11 protein-coding genes are annotated in these 16,654 nt (G+C 67.7%); 7 read left to right on the top strand and 4 right to left on the bottom strand.

The window, feature by feature from the left end; translation table 11 throughout:
- Positions 1–99 precede the first annotated feature (99 nt).
- The 4 genes from ACQE3M_RS06805 to ACQE3M_RS06790 are packed head-to-tail and all read left to right on the top strand — an operon-like array spanning position 100 to position 3,131.
- Positions 100–774 (top strand): glycosyltransferase family 2 protein, encoded by a 675-nt coding sequence (locus tag ACQE3M_RS06805; RefSeq protein ID WP_430504824.1) that lies wholly within the window; start codon positions 100–102, stop codon positions 772–774.
- Positions 771–1,205 carry a DUF2304 domain-containing protein gene (locus ACQE3M_RS06800; protein ID WP_430504822.1) on the top strand — a complete coding sequence of 145 codons (435 nt, stop codon included), beginning with the start codon at positions 771–773 and terminating at the stop codon, positions 1,203–1,205. The genes ACQE3M_RS06805 and ACQE3M_RS06800 overlap by 4 nt, the downstream gene beginning before the upstream one ends.
- Complete coding sequence (locus ACQE3M_RS06795) at positions 1,195–2,088, top strand: polysaccharide deacetylase family protein (protein WP_430504820.1); 894 nt, start codon at positions 1,195–1,197, stop codon at positions 2,086–2,088. Before ACQE3M_RS06800 ends, ACQE3M_RS06795 begins: the two co-directional genes overlap by 11 nt.
- Positions 2,085–3,131 (top strand): lysylphosphatidylglycerol synthase transmembrane domain-containing protein, encoded by a 1,047-nt coding sequence (locus tag ACQE3M_RS06790; RefSeq protein ID WP_430504818.1) that lies wholly within the window; start codon positions 2,085–2,087, stop codon positions 3,129–3,131. The genes ACQE3M_RS06795 and ACQE3M_RS06790 overlap by 4 nt, the downstream gene beginning before the upstream one ends.
- A gap of 151 nt (positions 3,132–3,282) precedes the next feature.
- On the opposite strand, the gene ACQE3M_RS06785 is transcribed toward ACQE3M_RS06790, so the two are convergent.
- On the bottom strand, positions 3,283–5,067 hold the full coding sequence (locus ACQE3M_RS06785) for an ArnT family glycosyltransferase (RefSeq protein ID WP_430504816.1): 1,785 nt from the start codon (positions 5,065–5,067) through the stop codon (positions 3,283–3,285).
- 157 nt (positions 5,068–5,224) lie between these two features.
- Between ACQE3M_RS06785 and ACQE3M_RS06780 the strand changes: the two genes are divergently transcribed.
- Positions 5,225–6,565 carry an alkaline phosphatase family protein gene (locus ACQE3M_RS06780; RefSeq protein WP_430504814.1) on the top strand — a complete coding sequence of 447 codons (1,341 nt, stop codon included), beginning with the start codon at positions 5,225–5,227 and terminating at the stop codon, positions 6,563–6,565.
- A gap of 947 nt (positions 6,566–7,512) precedes the next feature.
- Here the strand turns inward: ACQE3M_RS06780 and ACQE3M_RS06775 are convergent.
- Positions 7,513–8,271, bottom strand: a complete 759-nt coding sequence (locus ACQE3M_RS06775) for a sugar phosphate isomerase/epimerase family protein (RefSeq protein WP_430504813.1) — start codon at positions 8,269–8,271, stop codon at positions 7,513–7,515.
- A 123-nt stretch (positions 8,272–8,394) separates the two neighbouring features.
- Between ACQE3M_RS06775 and ACQE3M_RS06770 the strand changes: the two genes are divergently transcribed.
- Entirely contained in the window at positions 8,395–11,295 is a 2,901-nt protein-coding gene (locus ACQE3M_RS06770) for a DEAD/DEAH box helicase (protein WP_430504811.1), read from the top strand.
- Between the two features lie 154 nt (positions 11,296–11,449).
- Positions 11,450–13,249, top strand: a complete 1,800-nt coding sequence (locus tag ACQE3M_RS06765; protein ID WP_430504809.1) for a DUF7282 domain-containing protein — start codon at positions 11,450–11,452, stop codon at positions 13,247–13,249.
- 79 nt (positions 13,250–13,328) lie between these two features.
- Here the strand turns inward: ACQE3M_RS06765 and ACQE3M_RS06760 are convergent, their stop codons facing one another.
- Positions 13,329–13,730, bottom strand: a complete 402-nt coding sequence (locus tag ACQE3M_RS06760) for a hypothetical protein (protein ID WP_430504807.1) — start codon at positions 13,728–13,730, stop codon at positions 13,329–13,331.
- A gap of 509 nt (positions 13,731–14,239) precedes the next feature.
- Positions 14,240–16,546 carry an AAA family ATPase gene (locus ACQE3M_RS06755; RefSeq protein WP_430504805.1) on the bottom strand — a complete coding sequence of 769 codons (2,307 nt, stop codon included), beginning with the start codon at positions 16,544–16,546 and terminating at the stop codon, positions 14,240–14,242.
- Positions 16,547–16,654 lie beyond the last annotated feature (108 nt).

The raw sequence follows: 16,654 nt of genomic DNA, 5'->3' as shown, positions 1-16,654 counted from the left end.
CGGTGGCAGCGACAGGAGGTGGGCGCAAATGAGCAACCGGCGAGCGACACCCCCGTTTAAACGGAACCACTAAGTGAGCAAGGGACCCTCCTCCGACTGGTGCGTACCCTTGCTGTCATTCCCGCGTACAACGAAGCGGACACGATCGGTCCGGTGATCGCCGGGACGCAGCCGTACGTCGACGAGGTCGTCGTCGTCGACGACGGCTCGTCCGACGGCACCGCCGCCATCGCCCGCGACCGCGGCGCAACCGTGGTCGAGCACGTGTTCAACACGGGCGTCGGCGGCGCCGTGCGGACGGGGTACCAGTATGCGATCCGCAACGACGCCGAGTTCGTGGTCCAGGTCGACGCCGACGGGCAACACGACCCGGAACGGATCCCGGACCTCCTCGAGGTTGCTGAGGACTGCGATATGGTGATCGGGAGCCGCTACCTCAACGGCTCCTTCGAGGACTATCCCATCGTCCGGCGACTCGGCATCCAGTTCTTCACGACGGTCGTCAACGTGCTCGGCGGCGTCGACATCACGGACGTGACGAGCGGCTTCCGCGTGTACCGCGTCTCCGCCCTCCGCGAGATCCTCCACACCTCCGATAGCCACTGGGCGGTCGAACAGACGCTCGAGGCGAGCAAGCGCGGGCAACGGATCGAGGAGGTGTCCGTCGAGATGCCGACCCGCGAGGAGGGCGAGTCGCAGTTCACCCTCGACACGTTCGCGCTGTACCCGATCCGGATGGCCGACGTCATCATGCGCGTCCTCATCTTCCGATGACCATGCTCGACCACTTCACCCTCGTCAACCTCGTCGCGTTGCTCGTCGGGCTCGGCTTCCTTTATAATGGCTACCGCATCGCCACCCGCGGCCGCGAGGCCATTCCGCTGTTCCTGATGTCGATAGTGCTCGGCCTGGGGCTCGTTTTCGTCGCGCTCTTTCAGGACACCTTCGAGTTCGTCGCGACCGTGCTCGGCCTCGAACAGAAGGGCCGCGCGATCCTCATCGTCTCGAACCTGACGCTGTTCGTCGTCGTGACGATGCTGTTCTCCCGGATCAGCACGCTGTACAGCCGCCTGTCCCGCGTCAACGAGGAGCTCAGCCTGTTGCGCCAGCAGGTAGAGACGATGGAGGACGCTGCGTCCGACGATGACGACAGCGACCCAATGGCCGGGAAGGGCGACCCCGGCGACCGGGACGATGCCGAATAACGCCGTCCTCTCCGTCGACGTCGAGCTCTTCTCCCAGACGCCGGCCTACCGGAACGCGACGGGCGAAACCGACCGAGAGGGCGTCGGCCTTGAGGGGATCGAGTTCCTCCGAGAGGCGCTTACCGACCGCGGCGCGACGACGACCTGCTTCGTCGTCTCCGCAGTCGCCGAGGAGTATCCCGAGGCGATCCGCGACCTGGCCGGGGCCGACTTCGAGATCGCCTCACACACGCACAGCCACCGCCTCCTGTCCGACCTGGACGCCGACGAGCGCCGCGAGGAGCTCGCGCGCTCGAAGGACGTGCTGGAGCGCGTCACCGACCGGACCGTCACCGGGTTCCGCGCACCCGCGTTCGACATAGGTCCGAACCACTTCACCGACCTGGCCGACGCCGGCTACGCGTACGATTCGAGCGTCGTCGCCAGTCGCTGGATCCCCGGCTGGTACGGCGGTGAGCACGACCTCCACGCCCCGGCGCCGGCGTCGGCGGTCGAGGAGGGGGCGCCATCGACGGTTGCCGAACTCCCGACGAGCGTGATGCCCGGTCTCCGGCTGCCGCTTACCGGGACCTGGCTGCGCTTCTTCGGCCCGCGCTACACGATCCTCGGGATGCGGCGGCTCGCGAAGCGGGGGATCACGCCGGTCCTCTACGTCCATCCCTGGGAGCTCGTCGACCTGCCGGCCGTCGAGGGCGTCCCGAAGCGAGTCTACTTCCGGACTGGCGACTGGATGCGCCGCGCCGTCGAGCGAATCCTGGACGAGCCGTTCGAGTTCACGACCGCGCGGGACGTGCTCGCCGACGCGGACCTGGGCGAGGATGGAGTTGAAGATGGAGGCGAGAACGGGGGCAAGGACGGAACGCCCGTGTCGGAGGAACGATGACGGGTCTCTTCGACGCCGTGGAGAACACCTCCCGGCGTGGAGTGGCGATCACGGCCGCCAAGTACGCCATCGCGATCGCCGCCTTCGCGTGGCTGCTCGGCCAGATCGACATCGAGCGAGCAGCGTCCCAGTTCCTCCGTATCGACGGCCCCACGCTCGCTGCACTCGCGGTCGTCACGGTCGCCGGGATCGTGGCGCGCTTTTATACCTGGCAGGTCGTCACGGTTCCCATTCATCCCCTTTCGCTCCGTGGCGCGGGCGCCGTCGACCTCGTCGTCAACTTCCTCAACCAGCTGCTCCCCTCCCGGCTCTCGGGCCGCGTCGCCGCTCCTTTCGTCCTGCGGAGCCGCACGGGCGTCGCCTACGCCGACGCGGCGGCCATCTCGGGCGTCCACACGGGGATGTACGCGCTGCTGTACGGTGTGACCGCTATCGCCGGGATCGCAGTGAGCTACCGCCGGCTCTCGGTCGGATTGCTCGTCGTCCTCGCGCTGTCGACGGCGATGTACCTCGTCGCCGGCGTCTTCGTACTCGTCGCCGGGACGAACCTCGCGCTGCTCGACCCGCTCGTCGGCGTCCTCGTCGCGGTTGCGCGGCGCGTGCCACGCGTCGGCGCAGCCCTCGCCGAGCGCGTGCGAAAACTTCCGGAGTTCACGGCGTCGTCGACGGCGTCGTTCCAGTCGCTCGCGACCGACTGGGGCGTCTGGCTGCGCTACGCGGTCGGCTGGACCGGCGCGCTGGTGCTCGCGCCGGGGATCCGGGTGTGGCTCCTCCTGGGCAGCTTCGGCGTCGCGTTCGAGCCGGCGCTGTTGCTCCCGCTGTACCTCGTCGCGGCCTACAGCGTGACGCTGCTCCCGATCACGCCGGGCGGGATCGGCGTCACCGAGGCAACGGCGTCGGCGGTGTTCGTCGCCCTCGGCGTCCCGAGCGACGTGGTCGTTCCCGTGATCCTCATCGACCGGATCCTCGGCGTCTACCTGCCCGCACTGCTCGGGTGGTACCCGTCGCTCGGGATGGACCTGGCAAGCGTGTCGCCGGAGTGAGCTGTCTCGGGTTGGTTCGGAGTGGTTCGGCGCGGTCCGGCGCGGTTCGGCACGGCTCAGGACGATACGAAGGACCGACCGTCGAGTCACGCGTGCACTTCGATCACAACGGCGGCGTCGGCGAGCTTCAGAACAGCGGCATCGGCGAGCTTCAGAACGGCTGCCTCCGCGAACGGTCGCACTCGCCGGTCTGCTCGAGGATGATCGTGTACTGGTTCGGCGCGAGTTCCTGCTCGTCCGCGTACTGGTCGGTCTGTGGCACGATGCCGTAGCGAAGCAGGTCGACGGCCGAGCCGGGCGTCGCGCGCTGCGGGACGAAGTTCGGCGGCCGTTCGCCGAACTCGGCGACGATCTCGTAGTTGTACTCCCCTTCGAGCAGGTCGCGGACGTACGCTCTTCTGTTCGGCTCGGTTCGGTAGTACGTCCCGGGCTTCAGATACAGGAGGTCCCGGTAGCCGAGTTGGATGTACTCAGGGCAGGGTTCGAGCTCGTCGGGGTCGGCGCCGTACGCGTGGCTGACGTCCATCGAGTGGGGGACGGCGGCGTCCTGCATGTTCCGCCGATACGTTTCCATCGTCGCGTTCTCGGCGGCGTTCTCCTCGAGCCAGTCCGTCGCCTGGTCGCGCGGCATCGACGCAAAGCCCGCGGTCCCGACGCCCGCGTACACGGCGGTCGTGAGCAGGAGGACAGCGACGAGGGGCCGCGCGACCGGCGGTCGTCGCTCGCGCAGGCGCTCCAGCGACGCCGCGAGCAGGAGGGCGATGAAGGGGAACGTCGGAAGCAGGTGATGCACGCGGAAGTCGTGCCACAGCGAGAACAGGAGGACGAACAGGGCGAGGGTCGCGAAGATGAGGACCGACTCGGTCCGCTCCGTCGGCCGCCGCGCGAGGTGAGCGGCGCTGGCGACGACGCCGCCGACCGCGGCGACGAACAGCGGGAGTCCGAGCGCGCTGAAGTAGCCCCGGAGGAACCACCACCAGATCGGCGCGTCCGGGCCGGTCGCGTGGACCATCCGCCCGGTCGAGCCGCCGAAGATCCGAACGACCACCATGTCGACGTGGCCGACGAGCGCGGTCGGGAACCCGAGGACGATGAAGAGGAGTCCGAGACTCGCACCCCTGACGAGAAGTCGCGGGCGGCGGAGCTCGGTCCGCCAGTTCCCAGGCGCCTCGACGGCACGGAGTACGTGGGTGAGCCCGATCAGGACCACGACCGGCGCCATCGTGAGCTTGAACGCGATCGCGAGCCCGCCGAGCGCGCTGGCGGCGTGAAACAGCGTCCGCTCGCCGTCCTGCACGTAGCGGAGACAGCAGTAGACGGTCGTCAGCAGCAGGAACACGGCGGGCATGTCCTCGCCGCCCTCGTGGGCGATCGTCAGGAAGCCGAAGGTGAGCGAGAGGAGGATCGCTGCCAGTCGGCCCGTCGCCCGGTCCCGGCTCGCCGCGCCGATGCGGTAGGTCACGTAGACGCAGCCGACCGCGAGGGCGACGTTGAACAGCCGGATCAGCGCCAGGCTCGCGATCCAGATCCACTCCGGCGTCGCCGCCCACGACTCGTAGAAGCCGAACTCCCAGCTCGGGTTCCGGAAGTGGAGGAAGGCGTCGAGCTGTCCCACGATCGCGGCGACGATGACGACGGGCAGCACCGCGAGCCCGAACAGGTAGAACGTCGCGCCGAACGGGACGCGGCTCCAGGCGACGCCCTCCCGAAGTGACTCGAGACTCGGGTCGCCGAGGACGGTCCCGACGGCGACGAGGACGTCCATGAGCCGGCTGTGCTCGTCCCGCGTCGCGAAGTTCGGGATCCGGTGCCAGAACCAGAAGCCGCAGAGGAGCGTCGCACCGAGGAGGATGTACTTGAGATACGGGTCCGTTCTGACGTCGTCCACGAACTGCCGGGTCGCGCGACCGAGCAGCCGGTGGATGACTGTCTGCATCGAGTTGGACTCGGTCGGTATCCGTGAAAAAGTTACGCGACTCGGACCGACCACCGGACGGGACCGCGACGCGACCGGATCGCCGCCGCCGTCGCAGAGAGTGGCAGCGACGGCAGCATCAGAAGGCCTTTTTTCGTTGGGGCTGCCCGATAGACCTATGGGACTGTTCGATAGGCTGCGCGGATCCGACGAGCAAGTCGTCTTCCTCGGGATCGACGGCGTTCCCCACGATCTCGTGGCGGAGAACCCGGACGTCTTCCCGAACCTCACGGCGATCGGCGAATCGGGGACCGCAGGGAGCATGGAGAGTATCGTCCCGCCGGAATCGAGCGCCTGCTGGCCGTCGCTCACGACGGGGACGAACCCGGGCAAGACAGGCGTGTACGGCTTCCAGGACCGTGACGTCGGGTCCTACGACACCTACGTCCCGATGGGCCGGGACGTCCAGTCGGAGCGCATCTGGGACACGGTGACCCAGGACGGCGGCGACGCGACCGTCATGAACGTCCCCGTGACGTTCCCGCCGTCGACGTCGATCCAGCGGCAGGTCTCCGGGTTCCTGTCGCCCTCCGTCGAGGACGCCGCGAGCGACGACGAGCTGCGGCGGACGCTCGAGGAGTTCGACTACCGCATCGACACGAACGCGAAGCTGGGGCACAAGGACGACAAGTCGGAGTTCGTCGAGAACGCCCACGAGACGCTCGACGCCCGCCACCGGGCCTTCCAGCACTACATCGAGGAGGACGACTGGGACCTCTTCTTCGGCGTGTTCATGACGCCGGACCGCGTCAACCACTTCCTCTTCCGCGACTACCTCGAGGACGGCGAATACGCCGAGGAGTTCTTCGAGTTCTACCGCACCCTCGACGACTACATCGGCCAGATCCGCGACGCGCTCGACGACGACACCACGCTCATCGTCGCCTCGGACCACGGGTTCACCGGCCTCGACTACGAGGTCAACTGCAACCAGTGGCTCGCCGACGAGGGCTGGCTCGAGTACGACACCGACGACCACGAGTCGCTGGAGGACATCGGCGACGCCCGCGCCTACTCGCTCATCCCGGGCCGCTTCTACATCAACCTCGAAGGTCGCGAACCCGGCGGCGTCGTCGCCGAGGAGGACTACGAGGAGGTCCGCGAGGAGCTCATCGACGACCTCGAGTCCTTCACGGCCCCGGACGGCCGCGACGTCTGCCGCCGCATCGTGAAGGGCGAGGAGGTCTTCTCCGGCGAGTGGACGGACATCGCCCCGGACCTCGTCGTCATCCCGACCGACGGCTTCGACCTCAAGTCCGGCTTCAAGGAGAAAGAGGCGGTCTTCGCCGACGGCCCGCGCAACGGCATGCACAAGTTCGACAACGCGGTGCTGTACGTCGACAACGACGACGTCGCGTTCGACGACGTGAACCTCTACGACGTCGCGCCGACGATCATGGAGCTGCTCGACGTCGAGTACGACGAAGGCGAACTGGACGGGCAGAGCCTGGTCGTCTGAACTGGTTCGACTCTTTTAAAACAGATTTTCTAAGAGGGCTTTTGGTTGGGCTTCTGGACGAAGATCATCGGCTTGACAGTCGCTTTCCACGGCGTCGACGACACCTGAAAAGCTTCAACCGCTGACTGCTTGCGCTTATAAATAAGGTCGGACGTTGTCGTTTGCGACACCACTCGGTATACCCAGAAATCCCCGGCCGCTGAGCGGTCGCCCTTATAAATGGAGTCGACGGTCGTCGCTTGCGACACCACTCGGAACACGTAGAAAGCCCCAGCCGCTGAGCGCTCGCGCTGCTCGCTGCGCTCCTCACCCGGCTCACTCGCTCCCTCCGGTCGCTCGTTCGCCGGCTTGCGGTGCTTACTTCGCAGGGCTTCCCGCTCAGCGGCTGCCCCTTTCAGTCCCACCCAGGAGTGGTGGCTTGTGCCTCGCTCGCGGCGGTTCTTTGGCGGACGGCGCTCGCCGGCTGTCTGGCGTGCGTTGCGGGGCGGTTGGCGCGCGCGAGCAACGCGTGCGAGGGAGGCCGGTGGCGCACCGCGGCGGTGCGGTGCCGGCGCGCCCCGGCCGAGGTTGGGGAGGGCCGAGGCTTGCGGTAGCTGGGTGGTGCTGTTGCGGTGCTGTCCTGGTGGACTGAAAGGGCGACGGCCGGTCGCGGTGTAACGGAGTCGCTGAGCCGACCCCTATCCGCGCCGGGCTGTGCGGAGAGGCGCGGATATGTCGCTCAGCGACCGCGAGCGGCCGAGGGCTTTCTGGGTGTTTGCGGTGCTGTCAAGCATAGCAGCGTCTGCACCTGAGCATCCGGTGTAGCGGTGTCCGCACCCATCATTCCTGTTTATAAGCGGTGGGTCAGGAGAAATCTCGGTTGAACCTGCCTATCAACCATGGTCTCTATCGCCCGGCAACTACGAATTCCATTGGCGAAAACAACGCAATCGATGATGGACAGCACGTTACCCGGTCAGAAAGCTCCCGCCGAACGCGCTCGCGACGCGTTTCGCGGTATCGTGCAGGAGCCACACGTCGTCGGTGAACACCTCGATGGCAACGATCCCGTCGAAGTCGGGCAACGCCTCCGCAACCCGACCGAGGTCGACTTCGCCAGCTCCCAGCGGCAGGTGCGTGTCGCCGCGCCGACGAACGTCGTGGACGTGGAGGTGCGAGACGCGCTCGCCGTGGTGCTTCAGGAAGCGCTCCATGCCGCTGTGGTCCTCGGCGAGGTAGGCGTGGCCAACGTCGAAGCAGACGCTCGTGTCCGCGTCGCCGGCGACGTCGCCGAGGACGGAGGTGGGCAGCCCCTGGGCCTGATGGTCGACGTTCTCGAAGACGAGCTCGACGCCGCTGCGTTCGGCTGACTCCCGGACGGCCTCGAGCTGGCTCCGGACGACGTCGCGCAGTGGCACGTCGTGCGGATCTCGGGCGGTCGCGTGCAACGTGGCCTTCCGCGCGCCGGCGCGGCCGGCCCAGGCGAGGAGTCGGTCGTAGTAGGCGACGATGGCCTCGTTGAGCTCGGGGGAATCGGTCGCGAGGACCTGCTGGAACGGCAGGTGAACGAGCAGGTCGGTGTCGCCGACGCGCTCGCGGACCGCCTCCGGGTCGTGGTCGGCCGTGGCGAGCTCCCCCTCCCCGATCGACAGCTCGACGAAGTCGAACGCCGCGCCGACGCGGTCGACGCGGTCGAGCGACCCGCCGACGGTGACGCCGATCTCCATACCGGAACTCCGACGGGCAGGAGTATATAGGTAGTCCCGAGGGCGGGCGACCGTCGCCCCGAACCCGGTTTCCGCACCCCCGAGGGCGACGGGCTTAATCGGGTCGCGTCCCGATCACGAGTAATGGCAGAGGGGACGGTTTCGGGGATGGACGCGTTCACGCGGCTCGGCCCGACGGTTCGCGACGCGCTCTCGGAGCGCGGCTTCACGACGCCCACGGAGCCGCAGCGCCGGGCGATTCCCCCGCTCGCGGCCGGGAAGAACGCGCTCGTCCTCGCCCCCACGGGGACGGGCAAGACGGAGACCGCGATGCTGCCGGTGTTCGACCACATCGCGAAAGCGCGGGACGTCCCGGGCGACCCGCCGCGCGAGGGGATCTCCGCGCTGTACATCACCCCGCTCCGGGCGTTGAACCGGGACATGATGGACCGGCTGGAGTGGTGGGGCGACTACCTCGACGTCGAGGTCGCGGTCCGCCACGGCGACACGACCCAGTACGAGCGGAGCCAGCAGGCCGAGGACCCGCCGGACGTGCTCATCACGACGCCGGAGAGCCTGCAGGCGATCCTCACTGGGTCGAAGATGAGCCGGACGCTCGAGGACGTCGCGCACGTCGTCATCGACGAGGTCCACGAGCTCGCGTCCGCGAAACGCGGGGCCCAGCTCACGGTCGGCCTCGAACGCCTGCGCGAGGTCGCCGGCCCGTACCAGCGCATCGGGCTCTCGGCGACAGTCGGCTCGCCGGAGGAGGTCGGCGAGTTCCTCGTCGGCACCGGAAAACGCGATCCGACCAGAGACGGCGACCGCGACTTCGAGATCGTCGAGGTCGACGCCGGCACCAGAACCGACTTCGAGGTCGTCCATCCCGAGATCACCGACGCGGACGACCGGATCTCGGGCGAGCTCGCGGCGACTGAGCAGGTAGCCAGCCACGTCCGGACGATCTCGGATGTCGTCGAGGCGAACGAGTCGACCCTGATCTTCGTCAACACGCGTCAGACGGCCGAGGGGCTGGGCTCGCGGTTCAAGACGATCAACGAGGGGCGCGACACGACCGTCGAGGTCCACCACGGCTCGCTCTCGAAGGACGTCCGCATCGACGTCGAGGACCGGTTCAAGGACGGCGACATCGACGGGCTCGTCTGTACCTCCTCGATGGAGCTCGGCATCGACGTCGGCCGCGTCGACCACGTGGTCCAGTACGGGAGTCCGCGCGAGGTCGCCCGCCTGCTCCAGCGCGTCGGGCGCGCGGGCCACAGCCGGGAGGCGGTCTCGCACGGCACCATCGTCACGAGCGACGCCGACGATACGCTCGAAGCGATGGCCATCGCCCGCCGCGCTGAGGAGGGGCTCGTCGAGCCCGCGAACATCCACGACGGCAGCCTCGACACAGTCGCGAACCAGATCGTCGGCATCGTGATGGACAACGGCGAGATCCACGCCCGGAAGGCCTACGAGATCATCACGAACGCGGCGCCGTTCGACGACCTCACGGAACCCGAGTTCCAGGAGGTCGTCCGCGAGCTCGACGGTAACCACCTGATCTGGCTCGACGAGGAGACCAGCACGCTGGAGAAGTCCGGGGGCACGTGGCAGTACTTCTACGCCAACCTCTCGATGATCCCGGACGAGTCGACGTACGACGTCTACGACATGTCCTCCCGGACCCAGATCGGGACGCTCGACGAACGCTTCGTCGTCAACTTCGCCGGGCCGGGCGAGACGTTCATCCAGCGCGGCGAGATGTGGCGCATCAACGACATCGACGAGGAGGAGGAGCAGGTGAACGTCGCGCCCATCGAGGACCCCGCGGGCGAGGTCCCGTCGTGGGTCGGCCAGGAGATCCCGGTCCCGAAGCCCGTCGCCGGCGAGGTCGGTCGCCTGCGCGGGGAGGCGGGCGAACGACTCCGCGACGGCGCCCCACCCGAGGCCGTCGCCCGCGGTCTCACGGAGCGGTATCCGACCGACGAGCACACGACGAAGACCGCCCTCGAGTCCATCGAAAACCACGTCGAGGCCGACCACCCCCTGCCGACCGACGACCGCGTCGTCGTCGAGGGCCTCGGCCGGAGCATCGTCGTCAACGCCGCCTTCGGGCACGAGGTCAACGAGACGCTCGCGCGCCTCCTCTCGGCGCTCATCGGCCAGCGAACGGGCTCGTCGATCGGGATGGACGTCGGCCCATACCGGATCGAGCTCGAGGTCCCCAAGTCCGTCGACCCCGGCACCGTCATGGAGATCCTCGAGACGACCGACCCGGCGCACCTGGAGGCGTATCTCGAACTTGCCTTAAAAAACTCCGACGCGCTCAAGTTCACGCTGGCGCAGGTCGCGGCGAAGTTCGGCTCGCTTAAGCGCTACCGGGAGGGGAACGGTCGCTTCGGCGGCGACCGGTTGCTCGCCGCGCTCGAGGACACGCCGGTCTACGAGGAGGCCCTCCGCGAGGTGTTCCATACGGACCTCGAGATCGAGGGGACCGCCGCGGTGCTGGAGGGGATCCAGGACGGCGCGATCGAGCTCGAAGCCGCAAGGGAGCGGACCCCGCTCGGGTCCGCCGGCTCCTCGTCCGGCCGCGAGTTCCTCGTGCCGGAGAACGCCGACGCGAGCGTCATCGAGGCCATCCGCGACCGCATCCGGGAGGATCGGGTCATCCTCTTCTGCCTCCACTGCCAGGACTGGAAGCACAAGACGAAGGTCCGTCGCATCCAGGACCAGCCGACCTGCCCCGAGTGCGACTCGACGCGGGTCGCCGCCCTCAACCCCTGGGACGAGGAGGCCGTCAAGGCCGTCCGCGCCGACGACAAGGACGAGGAGCAGGAGCGCCTGACCGAGCGCGCGTTCCAGGCCGGCAGCCTCGTGCAGGCCCACGGCAAGCAGGCCGTCATCGCGATGGCTGCCCGCGGCGTCGGCCCGCACAACGCCGCGCGGATCATCTCGAAGCTCCGGGAGAACGAGGACGATTTCTACCGCGACATCCTCCAGCAGGAGCGGCAGTACGCCCGGACGCAGGCGTTCTGGGACTGACGAGGCGCTCCGGACCCCGAGGATCCCATCGGTCCCTCCACAAAGGTTATGTCAGAATCGGTGGAGGTTTGGAGCAATGCCCTCCACTCGCCGCGCTCGTCGAGTCCTGTGGATCGCGGTCGTCCTCTGTATCTTTATAAGTGTCACCGCTGCTGTGGCCGGTACTGCCGGCGCCGCCGGGGCCGGTCCCACCACTGCAGCAGCCGATCCTGGGCCGGGTTCAGGTCCCGAGAGCACCGACACGGGGTGTTTCCCGAGTATCAGTTCGGTCGAGTTCGAGGCCGTCGGCGACGTCGTTGACGTCGAGATGCTCCTCTGTTTCGAGGGATCGGTGACGATCGAGGGGCCGGGATATCAAGGAGTCGTGAACCTCAGTAGCGGCGATAAGTCCGGCCAGGTGACGCTCCACCTGAACACGCACCTGAACGGCTCGGACGCGATCAGCGTCACGTCGGACTCGCTCGACGTCGAGACGAACGCGACCGCCAACGGGTCGTTCGAGGCCGAGGAATACTTGCTCACCGTACGGGACGGCAGTGGGACGGTCGTGGACCAGACCAAGATCATCATCGGCCGGCCCGTAGCGAGGGACCTGCGTCTCTGGCGTGCACCAGCGGGAGCGGCTTCGGAGCTGCAGACGGTCGAGTCGATCCACGACTCGAAGCAAGCCGCCACTCGGGTCGACTCGCGCCGTCGCCTCGAGGACCCTGATACCTTTGACAACTTGCCCGTGGCGACGAACGAGACGCTCGTCGTCGCGATCGAGGCCCACGGGCTCGAAGGTGCGATGGCTATCGCCGAGGGGGACCCACTCGCTCGCTTCCGGGCGGCGCTCCATGAAACGAACGCGACGTTCCTGGTCGAGCAGCCCCCCGAGTCTGTCTCGCCGTCACGCGAAGCGCTCACGCCGGACGTCCGCAACAGCAGCGCCACGCACCTCGTCCCCCAGCCCGAGAACGACACGTACTACCTGGTGATCGACACTAGCCGACTCTGGGGCGAGTGGGAGGGAACCCAGGGCGGCCCCGTCCACATCGGGTCCAGTCCCGGGATGGGGTTCGCGTATCGCTTTTCCATGCACGCTGGCGACCTCCATAGCGACCCACCTCGGGACCTGCAGAGCGCTGACCACCGCATGATCGAACGCTTCGCCGCGTTTCCGCGGGCGCGCGAGGAGCCAGTGACGCTGGCCCCTGCAGCGGCCCAGGAACTCGTCGTCGCGACGACGGTGGCGCCCGGAACGGAGGTGACTGTGAACGTCTCGGGCGGTATAAATCGGACACTGACGCGGACGGTCCGCACCCAGAACCTGACCGGCACGCCGGGATTCGTCGTGTCGCTGGACCTTTCGGGGGTTCCGAACGGTACCCGGTTCACCGTCGAGTTCGGGGACGCCGTCACCGGCCAACGCGAACCCGACGGGCTTCGCGTCGTCGTCAGGGAACCCGAGGCCTCGTTGCGGGTTCGTGACGACCCGGTAACGTCCCAGTCGCTCGTGTTGCGTTCCGTCCGCGCGTCCCATGCATCGATCGTCGCGGTGTACACCCCGGACGGCGTGCTGGTCGGTACGCAAGCGCTCGACTCGGGGACGACGGATGACGTGTTCGTCCCGCTCACATACGCAGGCAAGGATGCTTCGTCGTACCGCGTCGTCCTCCATCGCGACGCCGATCGCTCCCGCACGCTCTCGGAGGCCGACGAACGGTATCGGGTCGGCGGGATGCCCGTTTCGACCACCGTTGACCCGGACACAGACGGAAACAGGACCGAGACACCGACGGTGATCGTTGAACCCACGCAACCCCCGGAAACCGGGACGCCCACGACGGAGCCGGGAACGCTGACAACGAGACCCGACGCGCCGACGACGGAGGCCTCGACGCCGGGCTTCGGCGTGGTCGCGACGATCGTTGCCCTGGCTGGGTCCCTGCTTCTCGGGACGAGAGAACGGTGACGAACCGGGATCGCCCCGGTGCCTCGGAAGGGCATTCAGCTGGTCAGTGTACTACCAGATAGAATCGAGCGGATCTAGCTCACTCCCCGTACTCGACAGCGGCCTCGAACTGCCCTTCGGACCCAACCTCGACTGAATACGTTAGTTCCACGGGTGTCCGCTCCTCTTCGCCGATTTCGATCTCGTTTGTCGTTTTATACGTGTCAGCCGGGAAGCAGTGTGAGTCGGGTCCCAGGTAATACGCGTCGTGCAGAACGCTGTACGTTTCAGCAGGGGCGATCTCGACTTCCTTGGGATAATTATTCCCCGCGAGATAGGGGCCTCTCGCATCCTCCTCGTCAGGGGGCACCCGCCAACAGCCATCGACGGGCCTCTCCGGGCTTTCGCCGTTTATAATTATGACACGACCAGTGTCTCCAGGATACAACATAATCTCGCCCATCTCCCCATTTAAATGAGAGAGGAACTCGAGCGCGTACATTCCCAGGCTTCCCGGGTACACGGATACCGGAACAGCAAGTGTGTTCTCGAGGGACAGTTTAATTTTGGCTGGAGATTCGTTCGATGCCTGCGTGACGACGGATGCGGTCGGATTCAGATCTTCGATGCTAGCCTGAACAGTCGATTCAGTCTCGCTGGTCCGCCCTGGCGACTCCGTCTCGCTATCCCGAGCAGTCGGTTGAGCCTCGCTATCCCGGCCAGACGGACCATCACGATCGGAGGGAGCAGTACATCCCGCCAGACTCCCCGAAATCATGGCGATTCCGTATCGCAAAAAATTCCGCCTGGAATCCGGTAGCATATAATTCACGACCCCGAACGCAGGTAAGTGTCTTTTGGATGATACCCTCTCATCCGAGCAGCGGATACCTCCTTCGGCCAGGCCGATCTCGGCTTCGTGGGACGGGGGCTGTTTATAAGCAGCCACGCCCTGGAGACCGGATCGCCTACCTCCCCGAACACGATGCCGGCGACGGCCCGCGAACCGCCTCAGACCCCGGACGCGTTCACCGAGTCGAGCGCGGTCTCGAAGTCGGCCGCCGTGACCTCGACGGCGTAGCCGTGCTCGACCGCCTCGTCGCCGTACTCGTCTGCGACCGCCTGGATCGCGACGAGGGCGGCCTCCCGGCAGACGGCTCGCAGCTCCGCGCCGGAGTAGCCCCGGGTCGCCTCGGCGATCTCGTCGAGGTCGACGTCGTCGGCGAGGGGCTTCCCCTCCGTGTGGACGTCCAGGATGGCCCGCCGCGCGTCGACGTCGGGGTTCGGCACCTCGACGTGCGTTTCGAGGCGACCGGGTCGCAACAGGGCGGGGTCGAGCGCGTTCCGACGGTTCGTCGCCGCGAGGACGACGACGTTCGGGTTGTCGGCGACGCGGTCGAGCTCCGTGAGGAGCTGGGAGACGACGCGCTCGCCGACGCCCGACTCGCCGCCACCGCCAGTGCCGCGCTCGGTCGCGATGGCGTCGATCTCGTCGAGGAAGACGATGGTCGGAGCGGCCTGGCGGGCGCGCTCGAACACCTCGCGGACGGCCTTCTCGGACTCGCCGACGTAGCGGTCGAGCAGCTCCGGGCCCGCGACCTTGATGAAGTTGACCTCGCTCTCGCCCGCGATGGCCCGCGCGAGCAACGTCTTTCCGGTCCCCGGCGGGCCGTGCAGCAGGATGCCGGTCGGGGGGTCGGCATTGGCAGCCTCGAACAGCGGGCCGTACGAGAGCGGCCAGGAGACGGCGCGCTGGAGCTTGTGCTTGGCGTCGTCGAGCCCGCCGACCTCCTCGAAGGTCGTCGAGGTGGTCTCCGCGACGTGCTCGCGCATCGCGCTCGGCTCGACCACGGCGATCGCGTGCTCGAAGTCGTCGCGCGTCACCGTTACGTCCGTGAGGTCGCCGTCGTCCTCCCGAGCGCGACGGAGCGCCGTCATCGCTGCCTCCTGGGAAAGGCTTTCCAGGTCGGCGCCGACGAAGCCATGAGTGCGGGCCGCGAGGCGGTCGAGGTCGACGTCGTCCGCGAGCGGCATCCGGCGCGTGTGGACGTCGAGGATCTGCCGGCGACCGTCCTCGCCGGGCACGCCGATCTCGATCTCGCGGTCGAAGCGACCGCCGCGCCGGAGGGCGGGGTCGAGCGTGTCGACACGGTTCGTCGCACCGATGACGATCACGTCGCCGCGGGCGTCGAGCCCGTCCATCAGCGAGAGCAGCTGGCCGACGACCCGGTTCTCGAGGTCGCCGCCGTCGTCGCGCTCGCCGGCGATGGAGTCGATCTCGTCGAAGAAGACGATCGAGGGGGCCTCCTCGGCCGCGTGCTCGAAGATCTCGCGGAGCCGCTCCTCGCTTTCCCCTTTATATTTCGAGGTGATCTCCGGGCCGTCGACGGTGATGAACGTCGCGTCGACCTCGTTGGCGACGGCGCGGGCGATGAGCGTCTTCCCGGTCCCCGGCGGGCCGTAGAGGAGGACTCCCTTCGGCGGCTCCACGCCGAGCCGGCTGAACACCTCGGGTTCGGAGAGCGGGAGCGCGATCGTTTCGCGAACGACGTCGAGTTCGTCGTCCAGCCCGCCGATGTCCTCGTAGGTGGCGCCCTGCCGCTGGCCGCCGCTAACCGACTCCGCTCCCGTCGACTCGAGCGTCGTCGTCGATTCGGCGTTGGCATCCTCGGCGGCGCCGTCCTCGCCGGCCGTACCTGCACTCGAGGTATCGGCTGGACGTTCACCGGGTCCTGCAACGGTCCCCGAGTCCGTGCCGGCACTCGTCTTCGTCGCGTTCTCGCCGCCGGATTCCGGCTCCGCGATGGTGATCCGGACCTCGGTGTCCTCCGTGATTCGGACGGTGCCCCCGGGTTCGGTGTCGCTCACGACGAACCGGAGGCCGCCGACGCGCTCGACGTGGACCGCGTCGCCCTTGCGGAGTGGTCGATTCCGGAGTTCGTGGGCGAGCGCCGTCCTGACTGCTTCCTCGCTCACGTCGGCGTTCGCGAGCGTTTCGGGGGCGACGATCGTCACCGCGTCGGCGTCGGCGACGTCGACGGGCGACACCCGCACCGCGTCGCCGACCTTCACGCCGGCGTTCGCGCGGGTGTCCGCGTCGATGAGGATCGCCCCCTCCTCGGCCGCGGCGCCGCCCGGCCACACTTTCGCGACGGCGTCGCGCTCGCCGGAGATCCGGACGCTATCGCCACTGAGGACGCCCAGCTGCTGGCGCGCCGTGTCGGAAAGCCGGGCGATACCGCGTCCGGCGTCCCGCTTCGCCGCGGCCCGGACCGTCAGCTCGACGTCCGCGGTGGCCGCGTTCGAGGAATCGCTCATGCCCACGACTTACGAGCCCCCCACCTTTACCCTTGTCTCGTTTCGACCGATGCGGATCAGGCTGGATCGGCCTGCCGGGACAGGATCCCGCGAAGCCGAGCTCTCTTG

Origin of the sequence: Halosubterraneus shenae (assembly GCF_050510935.1) — an archaeon.
Lineage (GTDB): Archaea > Halobacteriota > Halobacteria > Halobacteriales > Haloferacaceae > JBDGPU01.
The sequence above is the reverse complement of the archived record's forward strand: the minus strand, read 5'-3'. Positions and strand labels throughout refer to the sequence as shown.